This window comes from Streptomyces showdoensis (assembly GCF_039535475.1).
GTDB lineage: Bacteria > Actinomycetota > Actinomycetes > Streptomycetales > Streptomycetaceae > Streptomyces > Streptomyces showdoensis.
In genome coordinates, this window is the sequence record NZ_BAAAXG010000028.1 from 43499 (window position 1) to 67390 (window position 23892).

General features: G+C 73.9%; 22 protein-coding genes and 1 pseudogene. 19 read left to right on the plus strand and 4 right to left on the minus strand.

Features of this window, described 5'->3' with window-relative positions; all coding sequences use genetic code 11:
• Positions 1 to 57 precede the first annotated feature (57 nt).
• From ABD981_RS35010 to ABD981_RS35025, 5 genes and pseudogenes are all read left to right on the plus strand, one after another.
• Positions 58 to 537 (plus strand): CU044_2847 family protein, encoded by a 480-nt coding sequence (locus tag ABD981_RS35010; RefSeq protein WP_046908386.1) that lies wholly within the window; start codon positions 58 to 60, stop codon positions 535 to 537.
• A complete protein-coding gene (locus tag ABD981_RS35015) occupies positions 537 to 2393 on the plus strand; it encodes a VMAP-C domain-containing protein (RefSeq protein ID WP_046908385.1) in 1857 nt (618 codons plus the stop codon). The genes ABD981_RS35010 and ABD981_RS35015 overlap by 1 nt, the downstream gene beginning before the upstream one ends.
• A 36-nt stretch (positions 2394 to 2429) precedes the next feature.
• On the plus strand, positions 2430 to 3452 hold the full coding sequence (locus tag ABD981_RS35020; protein ID WP_046908384.1) for an AAA family ATPase: 1023 nt from the start codon (positions 2430 to 2432) through the stop codon (positions 3450 to 3452).
• A pseudogene (locus ABD981_RS38980) lies at positions 3442 to 4500 on the plus strand (SAV_2336 N-terminal domain-related protein); the annotation flags it as partial. The gene ABD981_RS35020 and the pseudogene ABD981_RS38980, both read left to right, overlap by 11 nt.
• A gap of 31 nt (positions 4501 to 4531) precedes the next feature.
• Entirely contained in the window at positions 4532 to 7099 is a 2568-nt protein-coding gene (locus ABD981_RS35025; RefSeq protein ID WP_345530508.1) for a protein kinase domain-containing protein, read from the plus strand.
• Here the strand turns inward: ABD981_RS35025 and ABD981_RS35030 are convergent.
• Positions 7096 to 8226, minus strand: coding sequence for a YihY/virulence factor BrkB family protein (locus tag ABD981_RS35030; protein WP_123954558.1), 1131 nt, complete (start codon positions 8224 to 8226; stop codon positions 7096 to 7098). The genes ABD981_RS35025 and ABD981_RS35030 overlap by 4 nt on opposite strands.
• Before the next feature lie 17 nt (positions 8227 to 8243).
• On the opposite strand from ABD981_RS35030, the gene ABD981_RS35035 reads away from it, so the two are divergent.
• From ABD981_RS35035 to ABD981_RS35095, 14 genes are all read left to right on the plus strand, one after another.
• Positions 8244 to 9896, plus strand: a complete 1653-nt coding sequence (locus ABD981_RS35035) for an acyl-CoA dehydrogenase family protein (protein WP_046908382.1) — start codon at positions 8244 to 8246, stop codon at positions 9894 to 9896.
• Positions 9897 to 10240: 344 nt separating this feature from the next.
• The gene (locus ABD981_RS35040) at positions 10241 to 11548 is read left to right on the plus strand and encodes a helix-turn-helix domain-containing protein (RefSeq protein ID WP_123954557.1); all 1308 of its coding nucleotides are present in this window, start codon (positions 10241 to 10243) and stop codon (positions 11546 to 11548) included.
• 162 nt (positions 11549 to 11710) lie between these two features.
• Entirely contained in the window at positions 11711 to 12280 is a 570-nt protein-coding gene (locus ABD981_RS35045) for a GNAT family N-acetyltransferase (RefSeq protein WP_046908381.1), read from the plus strand.
• 155 nt (positions 12281 to 12435) lie between these two features.
• Positions 12436 to 12519, plus strand: a complete 84-nt coding sequence (locus ABD981_RS38985) for a putative leader peptide (protein WP_351188065.1) — start codon at positions 12436 to 12438, stop codon at positions 12517 to 12519.
• Between the two features lie 126 nt (positions 12520 to 12645).
• Positions 12646 to 14343, plus strand: coding sequence for a nitrite/sulfite reductase (locus ABD981_RS35050; RefSeq protein ID WP_046908380.1), 1698 nt, complete (start codon positions 12646 to 12648; stop codon positions 14341 to 14343).
• Positions 14340 to 14519 (plus strand): hypothetical protein, encoded by a 180-nt coding sequence (locus ABD981_RS35055; RefSeq protein ID WP_046908379.1) that lies wholly within the window; start codon positions 14340 to 14342, stop codon positions 14517 to 14519. The genes ABD981_RS35050 and ABD981_RS35055 overlap by 4 nt, the downstream gene beginning before the upstream one ends.
• A complete protein-coding gene (locus tag ABD981_RS35060) occupies positions 14516 to 15232 on the plus strand; it encodes a phosphoadenylyl-sulfate reductase (protein WP_046908378.1) in 717 nt (238 codons plus the stop codon). Before ABD981_RS35055 ends, ABD981_RS35060 begins: the two co-directional genes overlap by 4 nt.
• Positions 15232 to 15813, plus strand: coding sequence for an adenylyl-sulfate kinase (cysC, locus tag ABD981_RS35065; protein ID WP_046908377.1), 582 nt, complete (start codon positions 15232 to 15234; stop codon positions 15811 to 15813). Before ABD981_RS35060 ends, cysC begins: the two co-directional genes overlap by 1 nt.
• On the plus strand, positions 15810 to 16745 hold the full coding sequence (gene cysD, locus ABD981_RS35070; RefSeq protein WP_046908376.1) for a sulfate adenylyltransferase subunit CysD: 936 nt from the start codon (positions 15810 to 15812) through the stop codon (positions 16743 to 16745). The genes cysC and cysD overlap by 4 nt, the downstream gene beginning before the upstream one ends.
• Positions 16745 to 18097, plus strand: a complete 1353-nt coding sequence (locus ABD981_RS35075; RefSeq protein ID WP_046908375.1) for a sulfate adenylyltransferase subunit 1 — start codon at positions 16745 to 16747, stop codon at positions 18095 to 18097. The genes cysD and ABD981_RS35075 overlap by 1 nt, the downstream gene beginning before the upstream one ends.
• A 212-nt stretch (positions 18098 to 18309) precedes the next feature.
• The gene (locus tag ABD981_RS35080; RefSeq protein ID WP_046908374.1) at positions 18310 to 19422 is read left to right on the plus strand and encodes an aliphatic sulfonate ABC transporter substrate-binding protein; all 1113 of its coding nucleotides are present in this window, start codon (positions 18310 to 18312) and stop codon (positions 19420 to 19422) included.
• Positions 19423 to 19455: 33 nt separating this feature from the next.
• On the plus strand, positions 19456 to 20253 hold the full coding sequence (locus ABD981_RS35085) for an ABC transporter ATP-binding protein (RefSeq protein WP_046908373.1): 798 nt from the start codon (positions 19456 to 19458) through the stop codon (positions 20251 to 20253).
• Entirely contained in the window at positions 20240 to 21139 is a 900-nt protein-coding gene (locus tag ABD981_RS35090; RefSeq protein WP_046908372.1) for an ABC transporter permease, read from the plus strand. The genes ABD981_RS35085 and ABD981_RS35090 overlap by 14 nt, the downstream gene beginning before the upstream one ends.
• Before the next feature lie 5 nt (positions 21140 to 21144).
• Complete coding sequence (locus ABD981_RS35095) at positions 21145 to 21885, plus strand: sirohydrochlorin chelatase (RefSeq protein WP_046908371.1); 741 nt, start codon at positions 21145 to 21147, stop codon at positions 21883 to 21885.
• Between the two features lie 15 nt (positions 21886 to 21900).
• Here the strand turns inward: ABD981_RS35095 and ABD981_RS35100 are convergent, their stop codons facing one another.
• The 3 genes from ABD981_RS35100 to ABD981_RS35110 form a co-directional block, all read right to left on the minus strand.
• Positions 21901 to 22470: a TIGR03086 family metal-binding protein gene (locus tag ABD981_RS35100; protein ID WP_046908370.1), complete on the minus strand. Its 570-nt coding sequence runs from the start codon at positions 22468 to 22470 to the stop codon at positions 21901 to 21903.
• 83 nt (positions 22471 to 22553) lie between these two features.
• Positions 22554 to 23159 (minus strand): mycothiol-dependent nitroreductase Rv2466c family protein, encoded by a 606-nt coding sequence (locus ABD981_RS35105; protein ID WP_046908369.1) that lies wholly within the window; start codon positions 23157 to 23159, stop codon positions 22554 to 22556.
• 67 nt (positions 23160 to 23226) lie between these two features.
• Positions 23227 to 23793 carry a DUF1697 domain-containing protein gene (locus ABD981_RS35110; RefSeq protein WP_046908368.1) on the minus strand — a complete coding sequence of 189 codons (567 nt, stop codon included), beginning with the start codon at positions 23791 to 23793 and terminating at the stop codon, positions 23227 to 23229.
• Between the last annotated feature and the right edge of the window lie 99 nt (positions 23794 to 23892).

Below are 23892 nucleotides of genomic sequence, written 5' to 3' on the forward strand. Positions count from 1 at the left end.
GCGGGGCCGTCGGACAGAATGATGAAGGAACCAACTGTTCGGGCCACGGGGGTAGTTGTGGGCACACTCATGGAGTTCGGCACCGCGGACGGCACGGTGCTGGTCGAGGCGGACGGCGACCAGCCGGGCGCGCGGCCCGTCTCGCGCGGCGGGAACTCCCTGGTCCGAGCGGGCCAGACGCTCGACGAGGCGCTCATGGGGATCCGCGCGGCGGCCGAGTCCGCGCTCGCCGTCTTCCGCGGCGGGGCGCTCCGGCCGGACGCCGTGGAGCTGGAGTTCGGGGTGAAGCTGACGGCCGAGGCGGGCGCGGTCATCGCGAAGACGGCGGTCGAGGGCCATCTCACGGTGAAGTTGTCCTGGACGCCGGACGCTCCCGCCCCGGAGACCGCGGTCTCCGTCCCGGCGGCGAGGGAGGCCGGCGGCCACGGCGGCACGGACGGCCCCGGCGGCCACGGCGGCGCGACGGGTGCGGCCGGCACGGCCGGCGCGACGGGTGCGGCCGAGGCGGGTGCCGGGGACTCCGCCGGCCCGCGCTGATGGGCTCCCCCGCCTGGCACGTGCGGGTCGACGGCGGGGGCCTGGTGGGCTCCGGCTTCCTGGTCGCCGCCGACACCGTCCTGACCTGCGCGCACGTGGTCGAGGGGCACGGGGACGCCACCGTGTGGTTCCCCGGCGCCCAGGCCCTCGGCACGGTGCCGGCCCGGGTCACCCGGCGCGGGCCATGGGGCGGCGGCGCCACCGATCCCGGCGACGTCGCGGTGCTCACCCTGGACCGGCCGGTGCGCGTCCCGCCGGTCGCGTTCGCGGGACCCGAGGGGGTCGGCGAGGACCGGGAGCCGCCGCGCCTGGTGGCCTACGGCTTCCCCGAGGGGTACGTGGAGGAGGGCGCCCAGACGGAGCTGCGGACGACCTCGGCCGACCAGCTGATCCACGACGAGTGGCAGCAGGCGGAGTACTGGAAGGGATACGGACAGGAGCCCTCTCACGGGTTCAGCGGGGCCGCGGCCATGCGCGCCGCCGACGGGGCGGTGGTCGGCATGGTCGCCTCGTACGACCCGGTGGTGCGCAACGCGCGGATCATCCCGGCCCGGGTCCTGGCCCGGTACGTCCCCGCGCTCGCCGCGCTGGTGCCCACACCGGGCTGTTCCCCCGAGGAGAAGCGCGGGCTGCTGGACCTGGTGGAGCGGGCCGGGCCGCTGCCCGTGCCGGTCGAACGTCTGCTCGCCGCGGCGACCGGCCCGCTGGGTCCCGCCCTGCCGCCCGCGCCGCCGCGCGACCTGTGGCAGGGCGTGTGGCACCTGCTCACCGAGACCACCGTGGTCGGCGACCGGGTGCCGCTCGCCGAACTGGCCCTTCGCGTGGCCGATCTGATGGACGACCAGGAGCTGCGGCGGGCCTTCCGGGTGTGGGCGCGGGAGCACCGGGAGCGGCGCCGTGGCCCCCGGCCTTCGGGGCCGGCGCTCCCGTGCGACGACGAACCCCGGCACGAGACGGCGTCGTCCGCCGCGCGCGACCGGGCCCGTGACCGCCCCGCCGGGAGCGGCGGCCCCGACGGTCCCGGCGCGCCGGCGTCCGTGCCCGGCGGCCCGCCGCCCTGGGCGCCGATCCTCGTCGAGGTGCGGCGCAGCGGCGCCGACGGCAGCAGCGTGATCGCCGAGGTGTCGGTCTACCGGGGCGGGGACCGGCTGCTGGTGAGCGAACGGCGGCTCACCGTGGGCCGGTTGCGCGGCTGGGTCCTCGACCGGATCGACGAGGCGTACGAGGAGATCGTCGACGGGCGCCCGCTGATCGCGTTCGCGCTGCCCCGGTCCTGGCTGAACAAGGACGTCGACCAGTGGACCCGCAAGCGGGGCAAGGAGCCGCCGATCGGCTGCAGTTCGCCGGTGGTCGTGCTCGACCACGACCGGCGGTCGAAGGGCCGGCAGCAGTTCGCGCTGAAACGCGTGTGGGAGGAGCTGGACCGGCAGGACGGCTCGCCGTTGCACCGGGTCGCCTGCGCCACCCCGCAGGGCGCGGCGCAGCTGTCGGTCCTCCTGCAGGACGTGCGCGGTGCGGTGGGCTTCGCCCGGCCGCCGACGGCCTCCCGGGAGCGCAGCCTGTACGGCGCCGCGCTGGACGCGCCCGCGCCGATCGTGCTGTGGCCGCGCAACGGCTGCCCGCCGGGCGGTCCGTGCGCGGGGAACTGCTCGGGCACGGGCTTCCTGGACCGGATCGCGGAGCGGATCTCCCGGCTCCCTCCGGCGGAACTCCCGGACGTGGTCTTCCGGCTGCGCAAGGAGGCGTTCCTGCACGAGGGGCCCGAGCCGCACTGGGCTGCGCACGTGTCGCTGGTCTGGGAGGACCCGCGCCGGTTCCCCGAGGTCCGCCCCCTGCGTCACTCCCCCGTCGGCTGAACACCGGCCCCGTACCCATCCCTTGGAGCAGCAGGCATGTCCCTCTGGCCCGTCTACACCGGATCGAGCGCGCCGCACGACGGCATCGACGCGCTGCCCGCGCCGCCGCCCTGGCGGGCCTTCGACGGCGGGCCCCCGCTGCCGCCGGCGCGGGAGGAGGACGCGACGGGCGGAGCGCCAGGCCGGGTGCACCGGGCCCGGACGTACCAGCCGACGCCGGAGACGGTGCAGCTGGTCAACGCGGCCCTGCACCTGCGGCGGCCGCTGCTGGTGACGGGCCCGCCGGGGAGCGGCAAGTCCAGCCTGCCGTACGCGGTGGCGCGCGAGCTGCGGCTCGGCCGGGTGCTGCGCTGGAACGTCACCAGCCGCACGGCGCTGACGGACGGTCTCTACCGGTACGACCCGCTGTCGCGGCTGTACGCGGCCGGGCGGGCCGGCGCCGCCGAGCCGCTCCCGGGGGAGGCGGCGATCGAGGACCATCTGCGGCTCGGCCCGCTGGGCACCGCCCTGCTGCCGCACGAGCGGCCCCGGGTGCTGCTCATCGACGAGATCGACAAGAGCGACCTGGACCTCCCGAACGACCTGCTGCACGTGCTGGAGGAGGGGCAGTACGAGATCCCCGAGCTGGTGCGGGCGGCCCGTTCGCACCCGGTGGCCGAGGTGATGGTGGCGGACTCGGAGGAACGGGTGCCGGTCCGGCACGGCGAGGTGCGCTGCCGGGCCTTCCCGTTCGTGGTCCTCACCAGCAACGGCGAGCGGGAGTTCCCGCCGGCCTTCCTGCGCCGCTGCGTACGGCTCGAACTCCAGCAGCCGCCGCGCCGGCAGCTGGAGGACATCGTGCGGGCTCATCTGGGGGAGCTCGACGAGCGGGACCACGCGCTCGTCGACGCCTTCCTGCGCCGGGGCAGTGCGGGCGAACTCGCCACCGACCAGCTGCTCAACGCGATCTACCTGACCCGGACGGCCGGGCTCGACGCCGGGTCGCGGGAGGAGCTGGCGAAGGCGCTGATGCCGTATCTGGGGCGGGCGGCGGAGTCGTGGGACGTCGATGACGTCTGACCGGCCGGCCGGGGAGGCGCTGACCGCGCTGGCCGGGATCCTGGCGGCGGCGGGGCAGGAGCCGCCGACGGGGCGGGAGCTGGCGGAGCTGCTGTGGCTGGCGCGGCTGTCGGCGCCGCCGGGGGCGCCGCCGGAGCACCGGGACCGGGAGCCCTCGGCGCCTCCCCCGCGGCCCCGGGAACCCGTCCGCCCGGCTCCGCCCGCCGCCCCCGCCGGCCAGGACCGGGCGCCGGTCCCGCCGTCTCCCCGGGTGCCGCTGCACACCCCCGCCGCGCAGCCCGGGCCGAGGCCCGCGCCCCGGCCCGAGGTCCGTCCCGAACCGGCCGCGCCCGCACACGCCCCGCTGCTGGCACCGGCGCCGCCGATGCTGGCGCGCCCGCTCGCCCTGCAGCGTTCGCTGCGGCCGCTGCGGCGCACGGTGCCGAGCGCGGCGGGGCGGGAGCTGGACGAGGCGGCGACCGCCGACCGGATCGCCGCGCTCGGTCCCCGGCGGCTGTGGCTTCCGGTGCTGCGGCCCCGGCAGGAGCGCTGGCTGCACCTGCGGATCGTGCTGGACACCGGGCCGACGATGACGATGTGGCGCCCGCTGGCGCGCGAGCTGCACACGGCCTTCGCGCAGACCGGGGCCTTCCGCACGCTGGACGTGCTGCGGCTCGGCGAGGACGGGCGGCTGCCCCGGCGGCACCGCGAGCGGGGCCGGACGGCGGTGCTCGTGGTGAGCGACGCGATGGGGCCGCAGTGGCACGAGGGGCCGGCCGGGGCGCGCTGGCGGCGGACGCTGGCCGCGCTGGCCGGGGAGGCGCCGGTCGCGCTGCTGCAGCCGCTGCCGGAGCGCCTGTGGCGGCACACCGCGGCGCCCGCCGTGCCGGGGCGCTTCGTGTCGCCCGCCGCGGGGGTGCCGAACGCGGCCCTGGAGTTCACCCCGTACGACGGGGTCCCGGGCGGCGGGGCGGGGGCCCTCCCGCTGCCGGTCCTGGAGCCGCACGAGACGTGGCTCGGCCACTGGGCCGCGCTGGTCGCCTCCCCCGCCGGTGCGGAGGTGCCGGGCGCGGCGGCCTTCGTGACGCCCCCGCGGTCCGGTGGCCCCGGACGGCGCGCTCGTCCCGGAGGACACCGACCCCGAGGAGCTGGTGCTGCGCTTCCGGGCGCTGGCCTCGCCGCAGGCCTTCCGGCTGGCCGCGCACCTGGCGGTGGGCTCGGCGCGGCTGCCGGTGATGCGGCTGGTCCAGGCGGCGGTGGAGGAGCGCCCGGAGCCGCAGCACCTGGCGGAGGTGGTGCTCAGCGGCATGCTCCGCGCCCACCCGGGCGCGGACCCCGGCGCGTACGCCTTCCGCCCGGGCGTCCGCGAGGTCCTGCTCGGCGCGCTCCCCCGGTCGTCCCTGGTCCGCACGGTGGACCTGCTGGCCCGCGTCAGCGCCGAGATCGAGGCCCGCGCGGGCGCGCTGCCGGGCGAGTTCCGCGCGCTGGTGGCGAGCCTGGAGGGCCGCGGCCCGGACCGGGCGGCGGGCCGGCCGTTCGCGCTGGTGAGCGAGGAGTGCGTGCGGCTGCTGCGGGGGCCGGAGCGGCGGCCGGGGGGCCGGGCTCCGGAGGGCGGCCGGGAGGGCGTGCCGGCGGACTCGTCGCGCGGGGCGGTTCCGCCCCGGCTCGACGGCGACCGGTACGAGGTGTACGAGCGGATCGGCGGCACCACCGCGCAGGTGTGGCGGGGCTACGACCGCTATCTGCAGCGCCAGGTGGCGCTGTCGTACTTCCCGTTCCCCGCGCCGGACGAGCCGGTGCGGACCGGGCGCAACGGGCGCGACCAGAGGTCGGCGGGCGCGGAGTTCCTGGCCGGGAGCTACGAGGTCGCGCGGGTGACGGCGCCGAACCTGGTCAAGGTGTTCGACGCGGTCATGCTCGACGAGGGCTGCTGCCTGGTCGCCGAGCTCGCGCCGGGGCGTTCGCTGCGGCAGCGCCTGGACGAGGCGGGGGGCGTCCTGCCCGCGGCGGAGGCCGTCTCGGTCGCCCGGAGCATCCTGCACGGCCTGTGGGCGCTGCACCACGGGACGGCCCTGATCGGCCGGGGCGGCATCCCGCACGGCAATCTGACGCCGTCGAAGGTGCTCGGCGTGGACGACGGGCTGCCCCGGCTGTGCCACCACGGGCTGCGCTGGCCGTTCTCCCCTCCGCACGACGACCCGGACCACACGGCCCAGTTCCCGCTCTCGCTGTCGGCGCCGGACCAGGCCTCCTGGCCGGGCACGCCCCGCTATCTGGCGCCGGAGCGGCAGTCGGGGCCGCCGACGCCGGAGAGCGACCTGTACGCGCTCGGCTGCATCCTGCTGGAGATGCTGACCGGCTCCCCGCCGGTCCGCGGGCCCTCGCTGCAGAGCGTGCTGTTCCGGCACGCGCGCGGGATCGAGGCGGCGGAGCTGTCGCTCGACCCCGAGCTGCCGCCCGAACTGCGGGAGGCCGTCGCGGCGCTGCTCTCCCTCCACCCGCACCGTCGGCAGCGGGGTGCGACCCTGCTGGCCAATCTGCGACTGCCGAGCCAGCTCTCGGCGACGACCTCCGACTACCGGCTGCTCGGCCGGCCGCAGGCGTGGATCGGCGGGCAGGACGTCGGCGAGAACGCGTACCAGTCGAACGCCTTCCTCGCCCGGCTGCTCGCGGCGCGCGGCCGGGTGGTGTCGGAGGCGGAGATGGCGGAGGCGGTGCGGGAGCGGCCGGAGCTGCGGCCGACGCAGTACGCGCACCATCTGAAGGCCCTGGGCATCCCGGTGCGGCGGCTCACCGGGGGGTACGCGCTGGACGTGCCGGCCCAGTTCCTCGACGTGGGGCGGGCCGAGGCGCGGGCGGCCGAGGCGGAGCGGCTGGTGGCCCGCGGGGAGCTCGCGGCGGCGCGGGGGAAGCTGCGGGCCGCGCTGGCGCTCTGGTACGGGCCGCCGCTGGCCGGGATCGTCGGCACCTGGGCGGACGGCGAGCGGCAGCGGCTCCTGGAACTGCGCGAGAGGCTGGAGGAGCGGCTGGCCTCGCTGGACCGGCCCGCGGAGACGATGTCGCCGGGCTGGCTGGTCGTCGAGCAGCAGACCCTCGGGCCCGTGGGCGTGGACGTGCTGGAGGCGGTGGCCTCGCTGCTGCGGCAGGCGGGCGGGGGCGGGCACGTGCGGGCCCAGGGGTTCCGGCCGCTGCTGGCGCCGATCCCGCCGGAGTCCGACGCCGTCGCGCTCGTGGAGTGGGTGGTGGACACCTTCCCCCACCGGCTGGCCGAGCTGCTTCCGCTGGAGGCCCGGAGGCCGGTGCGGCTGACCGTGGTCGTCCACGACGAGACGGAGGCCGCGGCGACCGCGCTGGCGGGGGCCGGCCGCCAGGCCCATGACGGCCCTTCGGAGGCGGGGGCCGGGCTGGTGGTGGCGGTGCTGGTCTCGCACGGGCTGCGGGCGCGGCTCCCCCGGGCCAGGCGCCGGGACTTCGGCACGATCACGGCGACGGCGGGAGGGTGGCGGCACACGGTGGTGGTCGAACCGCGGGCCGAGGAGCCGGAACCGGCCCCGGAGCCGGAGTGGGAGCGGCGGCCGGGCCCGCAGGTCTGGCGTCCTGAGCCGGACCCGGACCCGGAGCCGGGCCGCGGCGGCCTCCCCGGTCAGGGAGCAGAAGGCGCCCCCTAGGGCGCGTCCTTGTCCCACCCCGCGTGCAGCCGGGACTTCACGTCGTCCGGCGGCAAGAACTTGGACCACCGCTCGGGGAACTCCGACGGCATGTCCGGGTCGTCCTCGTCGACGTCGTCGGCCTCGGCCCGCAGGCGGGCGACCAGGTCGGCGGCCTGGACGGCGCGGGCGCGTTCGTTGGCCTCGCGGGCGGCGGCGGTGGCGACGGAGGGCCAGACGCGGTCGATGGCCGCGTTGACGGCGGCGCCGACGAGGACGGCGAAGGCGGAGATGCCGATCCAGAGCAGGACGGCGATGGGGGCGGCGAGGGAGCCGTAGATGGTGGGGCCCTCGACCTGGCTGGTCAGGTAGATGCGGAGCAGGAAGCTGCCGAGGAACCACATGCCGAGGGCGACGAGGGCGCCGGGGATGTCCTCGATCCACGGCGAGCGGACCGGGACGGACACGTGGTACAGGGTCGTCAGGAAGGCGATGGAGAGCAGCACGACGGTCGGCCAGTACAGGACGGAGACGACCTCCGTGCCCCAGGGCACGAACTCGACGATCCGGTCCGGTCCGACCACGGCGAGCGGCAGGACGACGGCGCCGATCAGCAGGGCGACGATGTAGAGCAGGAAGGCGAGCAGCCGGGTCTTCACGATCCCGCGGTGGCCGTCGAGGCCGTACATGACGGTGATGGTGTCGATGAAGACGTTGACGGCGCGGGAGCCGGACCAGAGCGCGATGGCGAAGCCGAGGGAGATCAGCTCGGGGCGTTTGCCCTGGGTGACGCCTTCGAGGAGGGGGCGGGCGAACTCGTTGACGCCCCGGTCGGAGAGGACCGTTCCGGCGGCGTGGAGGATGTTCTCCTCGATGCTGGCGACGGTGTTGGTGTTGGTCCATTCGTCGGCGTAGCCGAGGAGGGCGATCAGACCGAGCAGCAGGGGCGGCAGGGACAGCAGGGTGAAGAAGGCGGCTTCGGCGGCGAGCCCGAGGATGCGGTACTCGATGCACGAGTTCACGGTGTCCTTGAGGAGCAGCCAGACCATCTTCCGCTTCGAGACGTTGCGGTAGAGGACACGAGCGCGGTGGAGCCGGCTCCAGGGCCGCCGCTCGGGCCTTTCGGGTGTTTCGTTTGCTGCCTGCACCTCCTTACCGTATCGGCATGACTGCCGGCACCCACACCGTGACCAACCAGGCTCCGCCCCTGGTCGGGTATGACGTCTTCTCGGCCGACCGGGCCCTGGCGGAGGCCGTGGAACGGCATCTGCCGCCGGAGCTGTACCCGGAGGTGCGCGAGGAGCTCGCGGCCTTCGGGGTGTCCGCGGGCTCGGCCCAGGCACTGGAGTGGGGGACCCTCGCGAACACGTGTCCGCCCGAGCTGCGGACGCACGACCGCTACGGCAACCGGATCGACGAGGTGGAGTTCCATCCCGCCTGGCACCGGCTGCTCGGGCGCGGGGTGGCGGCGGGTCTGACGGACGCCTGGGACCGTCCGGGCGGCCATGTCCGGCGGGCGGCGGGCTTCCTGCTGGCCTCGCAGGTGGAGGCGGGGCACGGCTGTCCGCTGTCGATGACGCACGCGGCGGTGCCCGCGCTGCGGGCGGAACCGGAGCTGGCGGCGGCGTGGGAGCCGCTGATCGCCTCGCGGGTGTACGAGCCGGGGCTGCGGCCTCCCCTGGAGAAGACCGGGGTGCTGCTCGGGATGGGCATGACGGAGAAGCAGGGCGGCAGCGACGTACGGGCGAACACGACCCGGGCGGAGCCGCTGGCCGGGGACGGGGAGTACGTCCTGACGGGGCACAAGTGGTTCTGTTCGGCGCCGATGTCGGACGGCTTCCTGGTGCTGGCGCAGGCAGGCCCCTACGAGGGGGGTGACGGCCTGACCTGCTTCCTGGTGCCGCGGGTGCTGCCGGACGGCACGCGCAACGCGTTCGCGATCCAGCGGCTCAAGGACAAGCTGGGCAACCGGTCGAACGCCTCCGCCGAGGTGGAGTTCGACGGCTCGACCTGGGCGCGCCGGGTCGGCGAGGAGGGGCGCGGGGTCCGCACGATCATCGGGATGGTGGCGGCGACCCGGCTGGACTGCGTGCTGGGTTCGGCGGCGCTGATGCGGCAGGCGGTGGCGCAGGCGGTGCACCACGCCTCGTACCGCAGGGCGTTCGGCGGGCTGCTCGTCGAGAAGCCGCTGATGCGCAACGTGCTCGCCGATCTGGCGCTGGAGTCGGAGGCGGCGACGGTGCTGGGGCTGCGGCTCGCGGCGGCGTACGACGCCGGGGGCGAGGCGGACCGGGCGCTGCTGCGGATCGCGGTGCCGGTGGCGAAGTACTGGGTGACGAAGCGGTGCACGCCGGTGGTGGCGGAGGCGCTGGAGTGCCTGGGCGGGAACGGCTACGTGGAGGAGTCGGGGCTGCCGCGGCTGCTGCGGGAGTCGCCGCTGAACTCGGTCTGGGAGGGCGCGGGGAACGTGCAGGCGCTGGACGTGCTGCGGGTGCTGCGGCGGGAGCCGGCGGCGCTGAACGCGTTCCTGGGCGAGCTGGGCCTGGCGCGGGGCGCGGACCACCGGCTGGACCGGGCGATCCGGGACATGCTGGCCGAGCTGGCGGACCTGGAGGGCATCGAGGCGCGGGCGCGGCGGCTGGTGGAGCGGATGGCGCGGGTGCTCCAGGGGGCGCTGCTGGTGCGGTGGGCGCCGCCCGAGGTGGCGGACGCGTTCTGCGCCTCGCGGCTGGGCGGGGACTGGGGGGCGTCGTTCGGGACGCTGCCGCACACCCTGGATCTGGCGGCGGTGGTGGAGCGGGCCCGGCCGGTGGCGTGAACTCGCGTGCGGGCGGCCCGTCCTGGGGGTGATGTCCGCGCGTGCCCAGGGGTGGACCCGTGGGGACGGCCGCCGTGCGGCGGGCGTTCCGGGGAGGTCGGCACGCGCGGAAAAGCCGAGGGTGGTGCTGCGCCGACACGGCACCACCCTCCGCTTCGGCTCCAGCCTCTTGGACGGGGGCGGGGGGTCGCCAGAGTTGCAAGGGGTTGCAGGATTACCCGAAGCACCCTTCGCGTCGCTCTGCGGAGCGGCACGATGGGCGGCAGGAGTCCGGACCGGGCGCGACCTGAGCGCAGAACCGATACAGCACCGACACAGCACCGCGGGGGAGCTGGGAGGGACCGATGAACAACACGAAGCTGGACCTGAACCGGCTCGCCGCGATGGACGCCGGCAAGGCGAGCCGTCTGCTGCACCGGGTGCGTGAGGAGACCCTGGCGGGCCGGACGCCGCCGGTGGCGCCCCGGCCGGTCATCGACGCCTCGTGGCAGCGGATGTTCCGGATCGGTCTGGACCCGGACCAGGGCACGAGCAGTGTGCTGCTGGAGCGCGAGGAGCTGGAGCAGCGGCGCCGGGGGACGGTGCTGGCCGAGGTGATGCGGACGCTGAGCGCGGGTCTCGCGGGGATCGCCGACGCCTCCTTGCAGATCATGGTCGTGACGGACGAGCAGGGCCGGATCCTGTGGCGCGAGGGCAACCCGGGCGTGATGCGGCAGGCCAACGGGATCTGCCTGGAGGAGGGCGCGGCCTGGAGCGAGCAGTCGACCGGGACGAACGCGGTGGGCACGGCGCTCGCGATGGACCGGGCGGTGCAGGTCCACTCGGCCGAGCACTACGTCCAGACCCTGCACAACTGGACCTGCGCCGCGGCCCCCGTCCACGACCCGCGCGACCAGCGGCTGATCGGCATCGTGGACGTGAGCGGCCCGGCGTCCAGCTTCCATCCGGCGACGCTGGCGCTGGTCGGTTCGGTGGCGCAGCTGGCCGAGGCGGAGATGCGCCAGCGGCACCTGCGGTCGATCGAGCGGCTGCGGTCGGTGGCGGCGCCGATCCTGTGCCGGGTGGGCGGCCGGGCCGTCGCGGTCGACACGCACGGCTGGACGGCGGCGGTGACCGGAATGGCGCCGGTGGACCGGCTGGCGCTGCCCAAGTCGTTCCGGGCGGGTCGGGTGTGGCTGCCGTCGCTGGGGATGTGCGCGGTGGAGCCGCTGCCGGGCGGCTGGCTGCTGCGGGCCGAGGAGGAGGCGCGGCCGGCCGACACCGCCTCGGGGGCGGCGAGCCGGGTGGTGCTGGACCTGAGCCGGCCGCGCCGCTGGACGGTGGCGGTGTCGGGCGCGGCGGGCAGCTGGTCGCAGGAGCTGAGCCCGCGCCACGCGGAGCTGCTGTACGTGCTGGCGCTGCATCCGGAGGGGCGGACGGCGGCGGAGCTGGCGGAGGACGTGTTCGGCGACCGGACGCGGACGGTGACGGTACGGGCGGAGATGTCACGGGTGCGGCGGAACCTGGCGGGGGTCCTCGCCCACCGTCCGTATCGCTTCAGCGAGGAGGTCGCGGTGGAGCTGCGCCGCCCCGCCCACCCGGCGGACCTGCTGCCCCCGTCCACGGCCCCGGCGGTCCTGGCGTCCCGCACGGCGACGGGGCCGAGGCCGTAGGGGCGGGGCTCCCACCGGGACCGCCCGCGTCCGCCGTCTGGGCCGCCGCCCTGTCCGCCGCGCGTCCGCCGCCTGTCCGCATGACGGACAATGTGTCCGAGGACACCCGCCCCGCCTCCGCCACCCGTAGGAATCCGCCGCTCCACATGATGCGATAAGCCCATGAGCATCACTCTCACCACCTGGTCCCTGGAACAGACCTCGCCGTCCGATCTCCATCCGGTCGCCCCGCCCGAGGGCGTCGACCTGCGGATCGAGCGGGCCGGGGTGCCCTCGGCGGAGTTCAGCCGCTTCCTCTATACGGCGGTGGGCGGCGACATCCGCTGGACCGACCGGCTGTCGCTGACCTATCCGCAGTGGCAGGAGATCGTGGAGAAGCCGGGCGCCGAGATCTGGGTGGCGTACGAGAACGGGACGCCGGCCGGTTACGTCGAGCTGGACCCGCAGGACGACGGGGTCGTGGAGATCGTCTACTTCGGCCTGATCCCCGCCTTCCGGGGCCGGCGGATCGGCGGCCGGCTGCTGTCGTACGGGGTGGAGCGCGCCTGGGACCTGGCCGAGCGCTGGCCGGACCGCGAGCCGACCAAGCGGGTCTGGCTGCACACCTGCTCCCTGGACGGCCCGCACGCGATGGCCAACTACGAGCGCCGCGGCTTCCGCCTCTTCGACACGAAGACGGAGGAGATCGAGGAGCCGGCGAATCCGGGGCCGTGGCCGGGCGCGTACGCCTGAGCCGTCGACCGCACCGCCCGCACACCCGTCGAAGGGGCCCTGAACTGGGCCCCTTTCGCGTGACCCAGACCACACCGTCTCGCCCAGCGAGACACCTATGTCCACATTCTGGATAATGCTGGACTGGGTCCAAAGTCCCGTGACACGCTTCCGTCATGTCTGGAACTGGAATTGCCTTGGTGAGTCGGCGGCACGTCGACCTCGGCCGCATGTCCAGCGCCATCTGTTCGGCGCGCTGATCGAACCAGCACCGCCGCGCATCTTCCTGCAGTCCCTTTCTCTGCGCACTGTCGCGCCGCCCTCCATCCTGAGCGCGAGTGTGCAGGTCAGAGCCGCCCTCTCGCAGTCCCGAAGGACATATCGCCATGGCCGCCAACCCGGAAAACCCCGCTCCCGCCACCGCCCGCCGCAAGGCCGGGCGCCACCGTGGCGAGGGTCAGTGGGCCGCGGGGCACTTCACCCCGCTGAACGGCAATGAGCAGTTCAAGAAGGACGACGACGGTCTCAATGTGCGGACACGTATTGAGACGATCTACTCCAAGCGCGGATTCGACTCGATCGACCCCAACGACCTGCGCGGCCGGATGCGCTGGTGGGGCCTGTACACCCAGCGCCGCGAGGGCCTGGACGGCACCAAGACCGGAGTCCTGGAGCCGGAGGAGCTGGACGCCGAGTACTTCATGCTCCGCGTCCGCATCGACGGCGGCCGGCTGACCACCGAGCAGCTGCGGGTCATCGGCGAGATCTCGCAGGAGTTCGCCCGCGGCACCGCCGACCTCACCGACCGGCAGAACGTCCAGTACCACTGGATCCGGATCGAGGACGTCCCCGAGATCTGGAACCGCCTGGAGGCGGTCGGCCTGTCCACCACCGAGGCCTGCGGCGACACCCCGCGCGTCATCCTCGGCTCCCCCGTCGCCGGCATCGCCGAGAACGAGATCATCGACGGCACCCCCGCCATCGAGGAGATCTACCGCCGCATCGTCGGCAACCCGGACTTCTCCAACCTGCCCCGCAAGTTCAAGTCCGCCGTCTCCGGCTCGCCGCTGCTCGACGTGGCGCACGAGATCAACGACATCGCCTTCGTCGGCGTCGAGCACCCGGAGCACGGCCCCGGCTTCGACGTCTGGGTGGGCGGCGGCCTCTCCACCAACCCCAAGCTGGGCGTCCGCCTCGGCACCTGGGTCTCCCTGGACGAGGTGCCCGACGTCTACGAGGGCGTCATCTCGATCTTCCGCGACTACGGCTACCGCCGGCTGCGCACCCGCGCCCGCCTGAAGTTCCTGGTCGCCGACTGGGGCCCGGAGAAGTTCCGCCAGGTCCTGGAGGACGAGTACCTGAAGCGCAAGCTGACCGACGGGCCCGCCCCCGCGCAGCCGGCCGGGCGCTGGCGCGACCACGTGGGCGTCCACAAGCAGCTCGACGGGCGCTTCTACGTGGGCTTCGCCCCGCGCGTCGGCCGGGTCGACGGCGCCACCCTGACCAAGATCGCCGAGATCGCCGAGGCGCACGGTTCGGGCCGGGTCCGTACCACCGCCGAGCAGAAGATGATCGTCCTGGACATCGAGGAGGCGCAGGTCGACTCGATCGTCTCCGCCCTGGAGTCCCTGGACCTGCGGGTCACCCCCTCGCCGTTCCGGCGCGGCACGATGGCCTGCACCGGCATCGAGTTCTGCAAGCTGGCCATCGTCGAGACCAAGGCCCGCGGCGCCTCGCTCATCGACGAACTGGAGCGCCGCATCCCGGAGTTCGACGAGCCGATCACCATCAACATCAACGGCTGCCCGAACGCCTGCGCCCGCATCCAGGTCGCGGACATCGGCCTCAAGGGCCAGCTGGTCCTGGACGACGACGGCAACCGGGTCGAGGGCTACCAGGTCCACCTCGGCGGCGCGCTCGGCCTGGAGGCCGGTTTCGGCCGCAAGGTCCGCGGCCTCAAGGTGACCTCGGCCGAGCTGCCCGACTACGTCGAGCGGGTCCTCACGCGCTTCCAGGCGGAGCGCGAGGACGGCGAGCGCTTCGCCACCTGGGCGGCGCGCGCCTCGGAAGAGGCGCTGTCATGAGCGAGCGGGCGGCCCCCTTCCACTGCCCCTACTGCGGGGACGAGGACCTGCGTCCGCACGAGCAGGGCCACGGCGCGTGGGAATGCAGGGCCTGCAGTCGAGCCTTCCAGCTGAAGTTCCTGGGGCTCCTCGCCCCGGAGACTTCGGGCAACACCCCTGGGAGGGAACGGATATGACGGTCACCCGGATCGCGCAGGACGCCACCGCGGCCGACCTGGAGGCACTCGCCGAACAGGCCGGCCGTGAGCTGGAGGACGCCTCCGCGCTGGAGATCCTCCAGTGGGCCGCCGGCACCTTCGGCGAGCGCTTCTGCGTCACCTCCTCCATGGAGGACGCGGTCGTCGCCCACCTCGCCTCGCGCGCCCTGCCCGGCGTGGACGTCGTCTTCCTCGACACCGGCTACCACTTCCCCGAGACCATCGGCACCCGGGACGCCGTCGACGCCGTCATGGACGTCAACGTCATCACCCTGACCCCGCGCCAGTCGGTCGAGGAGCAGGACGCGGAGTACGGCGCCAAGCTGTACGAGCGCGACCCCGACCTGTGCTGCGCGCTGCGCAAGGTCAAGCCGCTGGAGGAGGGCCTGGCCGGCTACGCCGCCTGGGCCACCGGCCTGCGCCGCGACGAGTCCCCGACCCGGGCGAACACCCCGGTCGTCGGCTGGGACGCGAAGCGGGGGAAGGTCAAGATCTCCCCCATCGCCCGCTGGACCCAGGACGACGTGGACGCGTACGTCCTGGAGCACGGGGTGCTCACCAACCCGCTCCTCATGGACGGCTACCCCTCCGTCGGCTGCGCCCCCTGCACCTTCCGGGTCGAGGCGGGCGAGGACGCACGGGCAGGCCGCTGGGCCGGCCGGGCCAAGACCGAGTGCGGACTGCACACCTGATGACCACCACCGAGACCCCCCACACCGAGACCTCCCAGGAGAACCACGTGACCGGTGCCACCGTCTGGCTCACCGGCCTGCCGAGCGCCGGCAAGACGACCATCGCGTACGAGCTGGCCGGCCGGCTGCGCGCCGAGGGCCGGCTCGTCGAGGTCCTCGACGGCGACGAGATCCGCGAGTTCCTCTCCGCGGGCCTCGGCTTCAGCCGCGAGGACCGGCACACCAACGTGCAGCGCATCGGCTTCGTCGCGGAGCTGCTCGCCTCGAACGGCGTCACGGTCCTGGTCCCGGTCATCGCGCCGTACGAGGACAGCCGCGAGGCGGTCCGCAAGCGCCACGCGGCCCAGGACACCCCGTACGTCGAGGTGCACGTCGCCACCCCGGTCGAGGTGTGCTCCGTGCGGGACGTGAAGGGGCTGTACGCCAAGCAGGCCGCGGGCGAGATCAGCGGGCTCACCGGCGTCGACGACCCGTACGACGAGCCGCGGAACCCGGATCTGCGGATCGAGTCCCACACCCAGACCGTGCAGGAGTCCGCGGCGCAGCTGTTCGCGCTGCTCACCGAGAGGGGTCTGCTGTGACCACTGTCGCCCATGTCCACGAGGCGACCGACAGCCCGTTCGCGCTGTCGCACCTCGACTCCCTGGAGTCCGAGGCCGTCCACATCTTCCGTGAGGTGGCGGGCGAGTTCGAGCGGCCGGTGATCCTGTTCTCCGGCGGCAAGGACTCCATCGTCATGCTGCACCTGGCGCTGAAGGCCTTCGCCCCGGCGCCGGTCCCCTTCACGCTGCTGCACGTCGACACGGGGCACAACTTCCCCGAGGTCATCGAGTACCGCGACCGGGTGGTGGCCGAGCACGGGCTGCGGCTGCACGTGGCCTCCGTGCAGGACTACATCGACGCGGGCACGCTGCGCGAGCGCCCCGACGGCACCCGCAACCCGCTGCAGACCGTCCCGCTGACGGAGGCGATCCAGCAGCACCGCTTCGACGCCGTGTTCGGCGGCGGTCGGCGCGACGAGGAGAAGGCCCGCGCCAAGGAGCGGGTGTTCAGCCTGCGCGACGAGTTCTCCCAGTGGGACCCGCGCCGGCAGCGGCCCGAGCTGTGGCAGCTGTACAACGGCCGGCACGCCCCCGGCGAGCACGTCCGGGTCTTCCCGCTCTCCAACTGGACCGAGCTGGACGTCTGGCAGTACATCCAGCGGGAGAAGATCGAGCTCCCGGAGATCTACTTCGCGCACGAGCGCGAGGTGTTCCAGCGCAACGGCATGTGGCTGACGGCGGGCGAGTGGGGCGGCCCGAAGGAGTCCGAGACCGTCGTGACCCGGCTGATCCGCTACCGCACCGTCGGCGACATGTCCTGCACCGGCGCGGTGGACTCCGACGCCACCACGCTGGACGCCGTCATCGCCGAGATCGCCGCCTCCCGGCTCACCGAGCGCGGTGCCACCCGGGCGGACGACAAGCTGTCCGAGGCCGCGATGGAAGACCGCAAGCGCGAAGGGTACTTCTAATGAGCACGTCCACCGAGCAGCCGGCCGCCGAGCTCGCGGCCACCACCCTGCTGCGCTTCGCCACCGCCGGGTCCGTCGACGACGGCAAGTCCACCCTGGTGGGCCGGCTCCTGCACGACTCCAAGTCGGTCCTGGCCGACCAGCTGGAGGCCGTGGAGCACGCCTCGCGGTCCCGCGGGCAGGAGGCGCCCGACCTGGCGCTGCTGACCGACGGTCTGCGGGCCGAGCGGGAGCAGGGCATCACCATCGACGTGGCGTACCGCTACTTCGCGACGCCCCGGCGCCGGTTCATCCTGGCCGACACCCCCGGGCACGTGCAGTACACCCGGAACATGGTGACGGGCGCGTCGACGGCCGAGCTCGCCGTGGTCCTCGTCGACGCCCGCAACGGCGTCGTGGAGCAGACCCGCCGGCACGCCGCGGTGGCCGCCCTGCTGCGGGTGCCGCACGTGGTGCTCGCGGTGAACAAGATGGACCTGGTCGAGTACCGGGAGACCGTCTTCGCCGCGATCGCCGAGGAGTTCACGACCTACGCCTCCGAGCTGGGCGTCCCGGAGATCACCGCGATCCCGATCTCGGCGCTGGCCGGGGACAACGTGGTGGAGCCGTCGGCGAACATGGACTGGTACGGCGGTCCGACGGTCCTGGAGCACCTGGAGACCGTGCCGGTCAGCCACGACCTGACGGCCTGCCACGCGCGGTTCCCGGTGCAGTACGTGATCCGCCCGCAGACGGCCGAGCACCCCGACTACCGGGGCTACGCGGGCCAGATCGCGGCCGGTGCCTTCCGGGTCGGCGAGGAGATCACCGTGCTGCCCTCGGGGCGGACCACGACGATCACCGGGATCGACGCGCTGGGCGAGTCCGTGGACATCGCGTGGGCGCCGCAGTCGGTGACGATCCGGCTGGCCGACGACATCGACATCTCGCGCGGCGACCTGCTCGCCCCGGTCGGGGACGCCCCGGCCACCAGCCAGGACGTCGAGGCGACGGTCTGCCACGTGGCCGACACCCCGCTGACCGTCGGGCAGCGGGTCCTGCTGAAGCACACCACCCGCACGGTCAAGGCGATCGTGAAGGAGATCCCGTCCCGGCTCACCCTGGACGACCTCTCCCAGCACCCGGAGCCCGGGCAGCTGGTCGCCAACGACATCGGCCGGGTCAAGGTCCGCACCGCCGAGCCGCTCGCGCTCGACGCGTACGCCGACTCCCGCCGGACGGGCTCGTTCCTGCTGATCGACCCCGCGGACGGCACCACGCTCGCGGCCGGAATGGCGGGCGAGTCCTTCGCCTCGGCCAAGGCCGTGGCGCCGGCAGCCGTAGAGAACGACGAAGAAGGATGGGACTTCTGACGATGATTCAGGACTTCTGGGCCACCTTCGCGAAGGAGGGCGGCCGGGTGGGTTCCGGTGCGCTCGGCGCGGGCCGGGGAGGTGTCGCGCGATGTGCGTGCTGACCTCCGTGCGCCGCTGCGGCGGCGCGATGCCGCTCGACCCGTTCCACCCCGTACGACATCGACACAGACGAAGACTTCGCAGAAGCTGAATCGAGGGGAACACCTCCCGTGCCTGCCACCACCCGTACCACCCTGCGCCGCGGCCTGGCCGCCGCTGCCGCCCTGCCCCTGCTCATCGGGGCCCTCGCGTCCTGCGGCTACGGCTCCGACGCCAAGAAGAACGACGAGAAGAAGGTGGCCGCCGAGGGCGCGAAGCTCTCCGCCGACACCGTACGGCTCGGGTACTTCCCCAACCTGACGCACGCCACCGCCCTGGTCGGCGACCAGGAGGGCATCTTCCAGAAGGAGCTGGGCGGCACCCAGCTGAAGGTCTCGACCTTCAACGCCGGCCCCTCCGAGATCGAGGCGCTCAACGCCGACTCGATCGACATCGGCTTCATCGGCCCCTCGCCGTCCATCAACGGCTACACGAAGTCCAAGGGCACCAACCTGCGCATCGTGGGCGGTTCGGCCTCCGGTGGCGTGAAGCTGGTCGTCAACCCGGCGAAGATCAAGTCCCTGGACGAGCTCAAGGGCAAGAAGATCGCCACCCCGCAGCTGGGCAACACGCAGGACGTGGCCTTCCTCAACTGGATCTCCGAGAAGGGCTGGAAGGTCGACGCCCAGAGCGGCAAGGGCGACGTCTCCGTGGTCCGCACGGACAACAAGATCACCCCGGACGCCTACAAGTCCGGCTCCATCGACGGCGCCTGGGTGCCGGAGCCGACCGCGTCCAAGCTGGTCAGCGAGGGCGGCAAGGTGCTGCTCGACGAGTCCGACCTGTGGCCGGACAAGAAGTTCGTCATCACCAACATCATCGTGTCGCAGAAGTTCCTGAAGGCGCACCCCGACGTGGTGGAGGCGGTGCTGCGCGGTTCGGTGAAGACCAATGAGTGGATCAACGCCAACCAGGACAAGGCGAAGGCCTCGGCCAACGCCAAGCTGAAGGAGCTGTCGGGCAAGCCGCTCGGCGCCAAGGTGATCGACAGCGCCTGGCCGTCGATCCAGTTCATCGACGACCCGCTGGCGGCCACCCTGCAGGCACAGGCCGACCACGCGGTCAAGGCCGGTCTCCTCAAGCAGCCCGACCTGAACGGCATCTACGACCTGAAGCCGCTCAACAAGGTCCTGAAGGCCGCGGGCAAGCCCGAGGTCTCCGACGCCGGTCTCGGCGCGAAGTAACCCGACCGCAGCTCTCCCCAGGAGGTGACGACCATGGCCACGACCACGACGCTCGCCAAGGCCGAGGACCGCGTCGGCGCGGTCGGTCACGCCGCGCGCATCGAGCACGTCTCGAAGTCCTTCGGCGGTCCCGCCGGCGGGCAGCTCGTCCTCGACGACATCTCGCTGGATGTCGCGCCGGGCGAGTTCGTCACCCTCCTGGGGGCCTCGGGCTGCGGCAAGTCCACCCTGCTCAACCTGGTCGCCGGGCTCGACCGGCCGTCCGCGGGGTCCATCGAGACCCCCGGCGGCCGGCCGGCCCTGATGTTCCAGGAGCACGCCCTCTTCCCGTGGCTCACCGCGGGCAAGAACATCGAGCTCGCGCTGAAGCTGCGCGGGCTGCCGAAGGCCGAGCGCCGCCCGGAGGCCGAGCGGCTGCTCGAACTGGTGCGGCTGGGCGGCTCGTACGGCAAGCGCGTCCACGAGCTGTCCGGCGGCATGCGGCAGCGCGTCGCGCTGGCCCGGGCGCTCGCCCAGGACAGCGACCTGCTGCTGATGGACGAGCCGTTCGCCGCGCTCGACGCGATCACCCGGGACGTGCTGCACGACGAGCTCACCCGGATCTGGCGGGAGACCCGGCTCTCCGTCCTCTTCGTCACCCACAACGTGCGCGAGGCCGTGCGGCTGGCCGAGCGCGTCGTCCTGCTGTCCTCCCGGCCGGGCCGGATCGCCCGCGAGTGGACCATCGACATTCCGCAGCCGCGCCGCATCGAGGACGCCGCCGTGGCGGAGCTGTCCGTCGAGATCACCGAAGAACTGCGTGGGGAGATCCGCCGCCATGGCCAGCACTGAGACGACGCCGCCCGCCGAGCGGGTCAAGACCGACGACCTGGCCGGTCTGGAGGCCGGGCTCGACGCGCTCGACAGCGTCCAGGTCCGCCGGGCCCCGGTGCGCGAGGTCCTCCTGAAGAAGGTCCTGCCGCCGGTCCTCGCCATCGTGCTGGTCCTGGTGGTGTGGCAGATCCTGGTGTCCGCGAAGGTCGCCGACGAGGGCAAGCTGCCCTCGCCCGGCGCCGTGTGGGACAGCCTGTCCACGATGTGGCTGGAGGGCACCCTCCTCGACGTCCTGTGGACCAGCGTGTCCCGGGCCCTGCTGGGCTTCCTCCTCGCCCTCGCGATCGGCACCCCGCTGGGGCTGCTGGTCGCCCGGGTGGGCGTGGTGCGGACGGCGATCGGCCCGATCCTGTCCGGCCTGCAGTCGCTGCCCTCGGTCGCCTGGGTGGCCCCGGCCGTGCTGTGGCTGGGTCTCAACGACAGCATGATGTTCGCGGTGATCCTGCTCGGTGCCGTCCCGTCCATCGCCAACGGCCTGGTGGCCGGCGTGGACCAGGTGCCGCCGCTGTTCCTGCGGGCCGGGCGGACGCTCGGCGCCACCGGCCTCAGGGGCGCCTGGCACATCGTGATGCCGGCCGCGCTGCCCGGCTACCTCGCGGGCCTCAAGCAGGGCTGGGCGTTCTCGTGGCGCTCGCTCATGGCGGCGGAGATCATCGCCTCCTCCCCCGACCTGGGTCTCGGCCTGGGCCAGCTCCTGGAGAACGGGCGCAACAACTTCGACATGCCGGGGATCTTCCTGGCGATCTTCCTGATCCTGCTGGTCGGTGTCGCCATCGACCTGCTGGTCTTCAGCCCGGTGGAGCGTGCCGTCCTGCGCCGCCGCGGCCTGCTGGTGAAGGCCTGAGCACCGTGAACGATCCCGTCCTCCTCGTCATCGCCCACGGCAGCCGCGACCCGCGGCACGCGGCGACCGTCCAGGCGCTGGTGCGCGGGGCCGGCGCGCTGCGGGCGGGGCTGCGGGTGGAGACGGCCTTCCTGGACTTCAACCTGCCCTCGGTGCCGGGGGTGCTGGACCGGCTCGCCGCCGACGGGGTGCGGGAGGTGGTGGCGCTGCCGCTGCTGCTGACCCGCGCCTTCCACGCGAAGGCCGACATCCCCGCCGTGCTGCGGCAGGCACCGGCCGGGCTGCGGGTCCGGCAGGCGGAGGTCCTCGGCCCCTCGCCGCTGCTGATCGCGGCGGTGGAACGGCGGCTGTACGAGGCCGGGCTCACGCCCGGCGACAAGGGTTCGACCGGGGTCGTCCTGGCCTCGGCGGGCTCCACAGACCCGGAGGCGATCGCAGTGATCGCAGAAACGGCGCGGGAGCTGCGGCGCACCGGTTGGTGCTCCGTGCGGCCTGCGTTCGCCTCCGCATCCCTTCCCCGGACGGAGGAGGCCGTACGGGCCCTCCGGGCCGATCCGGGCGTCCGCCGGGTGGCCGTGGCCCCGTACGTGATCGCGCCGGGCCGCCTCCCGGACCGGATCGCGGCGGGCGCGGCCGGTGCCGAGGTCCTCGCGGACGTCCTCGGCCCCTCCCCCGAGCTGGCCCGGCTGCTCCTGGAGCGGTACGCGACCGCCGCGGCCGACCGGCTCACGGCCGCCGCCGGCTAGCCCCGGTCGTTCGGATCAGGCCGGCGTCCGGCCGCTGAGGGCCAGGGCGCGGGTGAAGGCGTCGGCGCCGTCGGGGACGGCGACCGGTGCGGCGAAGCCCTCGTACTGCCGGAAGACCTCCGCGTACCGCTCGACGACGTCGAGCAGGAAGGCCGCGGTGTCCTCGGGGACCGCGAACCGCCCGCCGGTGGACTCGGCCAGGTCCCAGCCGTGCAGGGCGAGTTCCTTGACGAGGAGCGAGGCGATCTCGGGGGCCGCGATGAGGGTGCCGCCGAGGTCGACCTCGCCCTCCCACGCCTCGGGCTTCGCCCAGGCGGCGAGCGCCCGGTCGAGCTGGGCGGCGTACCGCTCGGGCCAGTCGGCCTCGGCGGTGAAGTCGCGCTGGACGGTCTCCTCGGGCAGCGGGGTGCGCAGGGCGCGGTGTTCGAGGCCGTGCGCGCTGTAGAGGACGAGGTGGTTGGCGAGTTCGCGGACCGTCCAGTCGGCGCAGACCGACGGCTCGGTGAGCTGCCCCGGGGTGACCCCGCGGGTGACGCGGGCGGCTTCGGCGGCGCAGACGGTGAGGTGTGCGTGGATCTCGTTCATGCCGTCGACGTTACGGAGGGCCGCCCGGCCCGGTCTTGAAGTTTCGCGACAGGGGCGGCCGGCGGCTCCGGCGGGGCGCGGGGCTACGCGAAGTCGAGGCCGCCGGTGCGGGTGCGCTTGAGCTCGAAGAGGTCGGGGTGGGCGGTGAGCACGCGGTAGCTGTCGAAGAGCTCGGCGGCCCGTTCGCCGCGCGGGATGGCCCGCAGCACCGGGCCGAACCAGGCGGTGCCGTCGACGTGCAGGGTGGGGGTGCCGACGTAGGCCCCGGCCTCGGGGTCCTTGCCGGCGTCGTGGCTGCGGCGGACGGCCTCGTCGTACGCGGGGTCGTGGGCGGCCTCGGCGAGGGCGGCGGGCAGGCCGAGCTCGGCGAGGGACTCGGCGGTCACGGCGTCGAAGTCCTTGTTCTTCCGCTCGTGGATGCGGGTGCCGTAGGCCGTGTAGAGCGGGCGCAGGATCTCCTCGCCGTGCTGTTCGGCCGCGGCGGCGGCGACCCGGACGGGGCCGATGGAGGCGTCGACGAGGGTGCGGTACCAGTCGGGGAGTTCGTTGCCCTCGTTGTGGAGGTAGAGACTCATCACGCGGAAGCGCAGGTCGAGGTCGCGGTGCCGCTCGACTTCGAGGATCCAGCGCGAGGTGATCCAGGCGAAGGGGCAGGCGGGGTCGAAGTAGAAGTCCACGGTGGTCGTCATGGGAGCAACCCTAGTCAGCCGGTGGCCCGCCGGACCGGGCCATTGGCGTGCCGCCGGACTGGGCCACTCAGTGCTCGGGGGCGGTCAGCTCGACGAGTTTGGCGACCGTGTTCCAGTTGCGGGCGGTGACGGTGACGTCCTTGTACAGGGAGGGCCGGGAGACGGCCTCGCCGAGCTTGGAGGTGCCGAGGCCGCCGGGGGCGTAGAGGTAGAGGACCCGGTCGCCGAGGGCGAACGCCTCCGGCCGGAAGGCCTCCTGGTCGATCGCGGCGAAGCGTTCCGCCGTGACGGGCGCGGAGTAGTAGAGGGCGTGCAGCTGCCTGCCCTCCAGTTCGGCGGCGGGGAAGGGGCAGGCCTCGGCGACGGCGGAGAGGTAGGCGTGGTCGCGGACGAGGCAGGGCACGCGGAAGCCGAAGTGCCGTTCGATCGCGGCTTCGAGGGCGGCGGCGAGCTCGTCCTCGGTGCCTTCGGAGGCCTCATCGCCCGTGGTGAAGACGGCGTTGCCGCTCTGCAGGTAGGTGCGCACCTCGCGGTGGCCGAGTCCTTCGAGGACGGAACGGAGCTCTGCCATGGGGACCTTGTTGCGTCCGCTCACGTTGATCCCGCGGAGCAGGGCCGCGTACGTCGTCGTCATGTCCACACCCTAGGGCGGCCGCCGCGCCCCGTGGGGGAGGGCACGACGGCCGCCGGCCGTGGGGGCCACTGGAACGGTGCTCTCCGGTAGCTGGCCGAA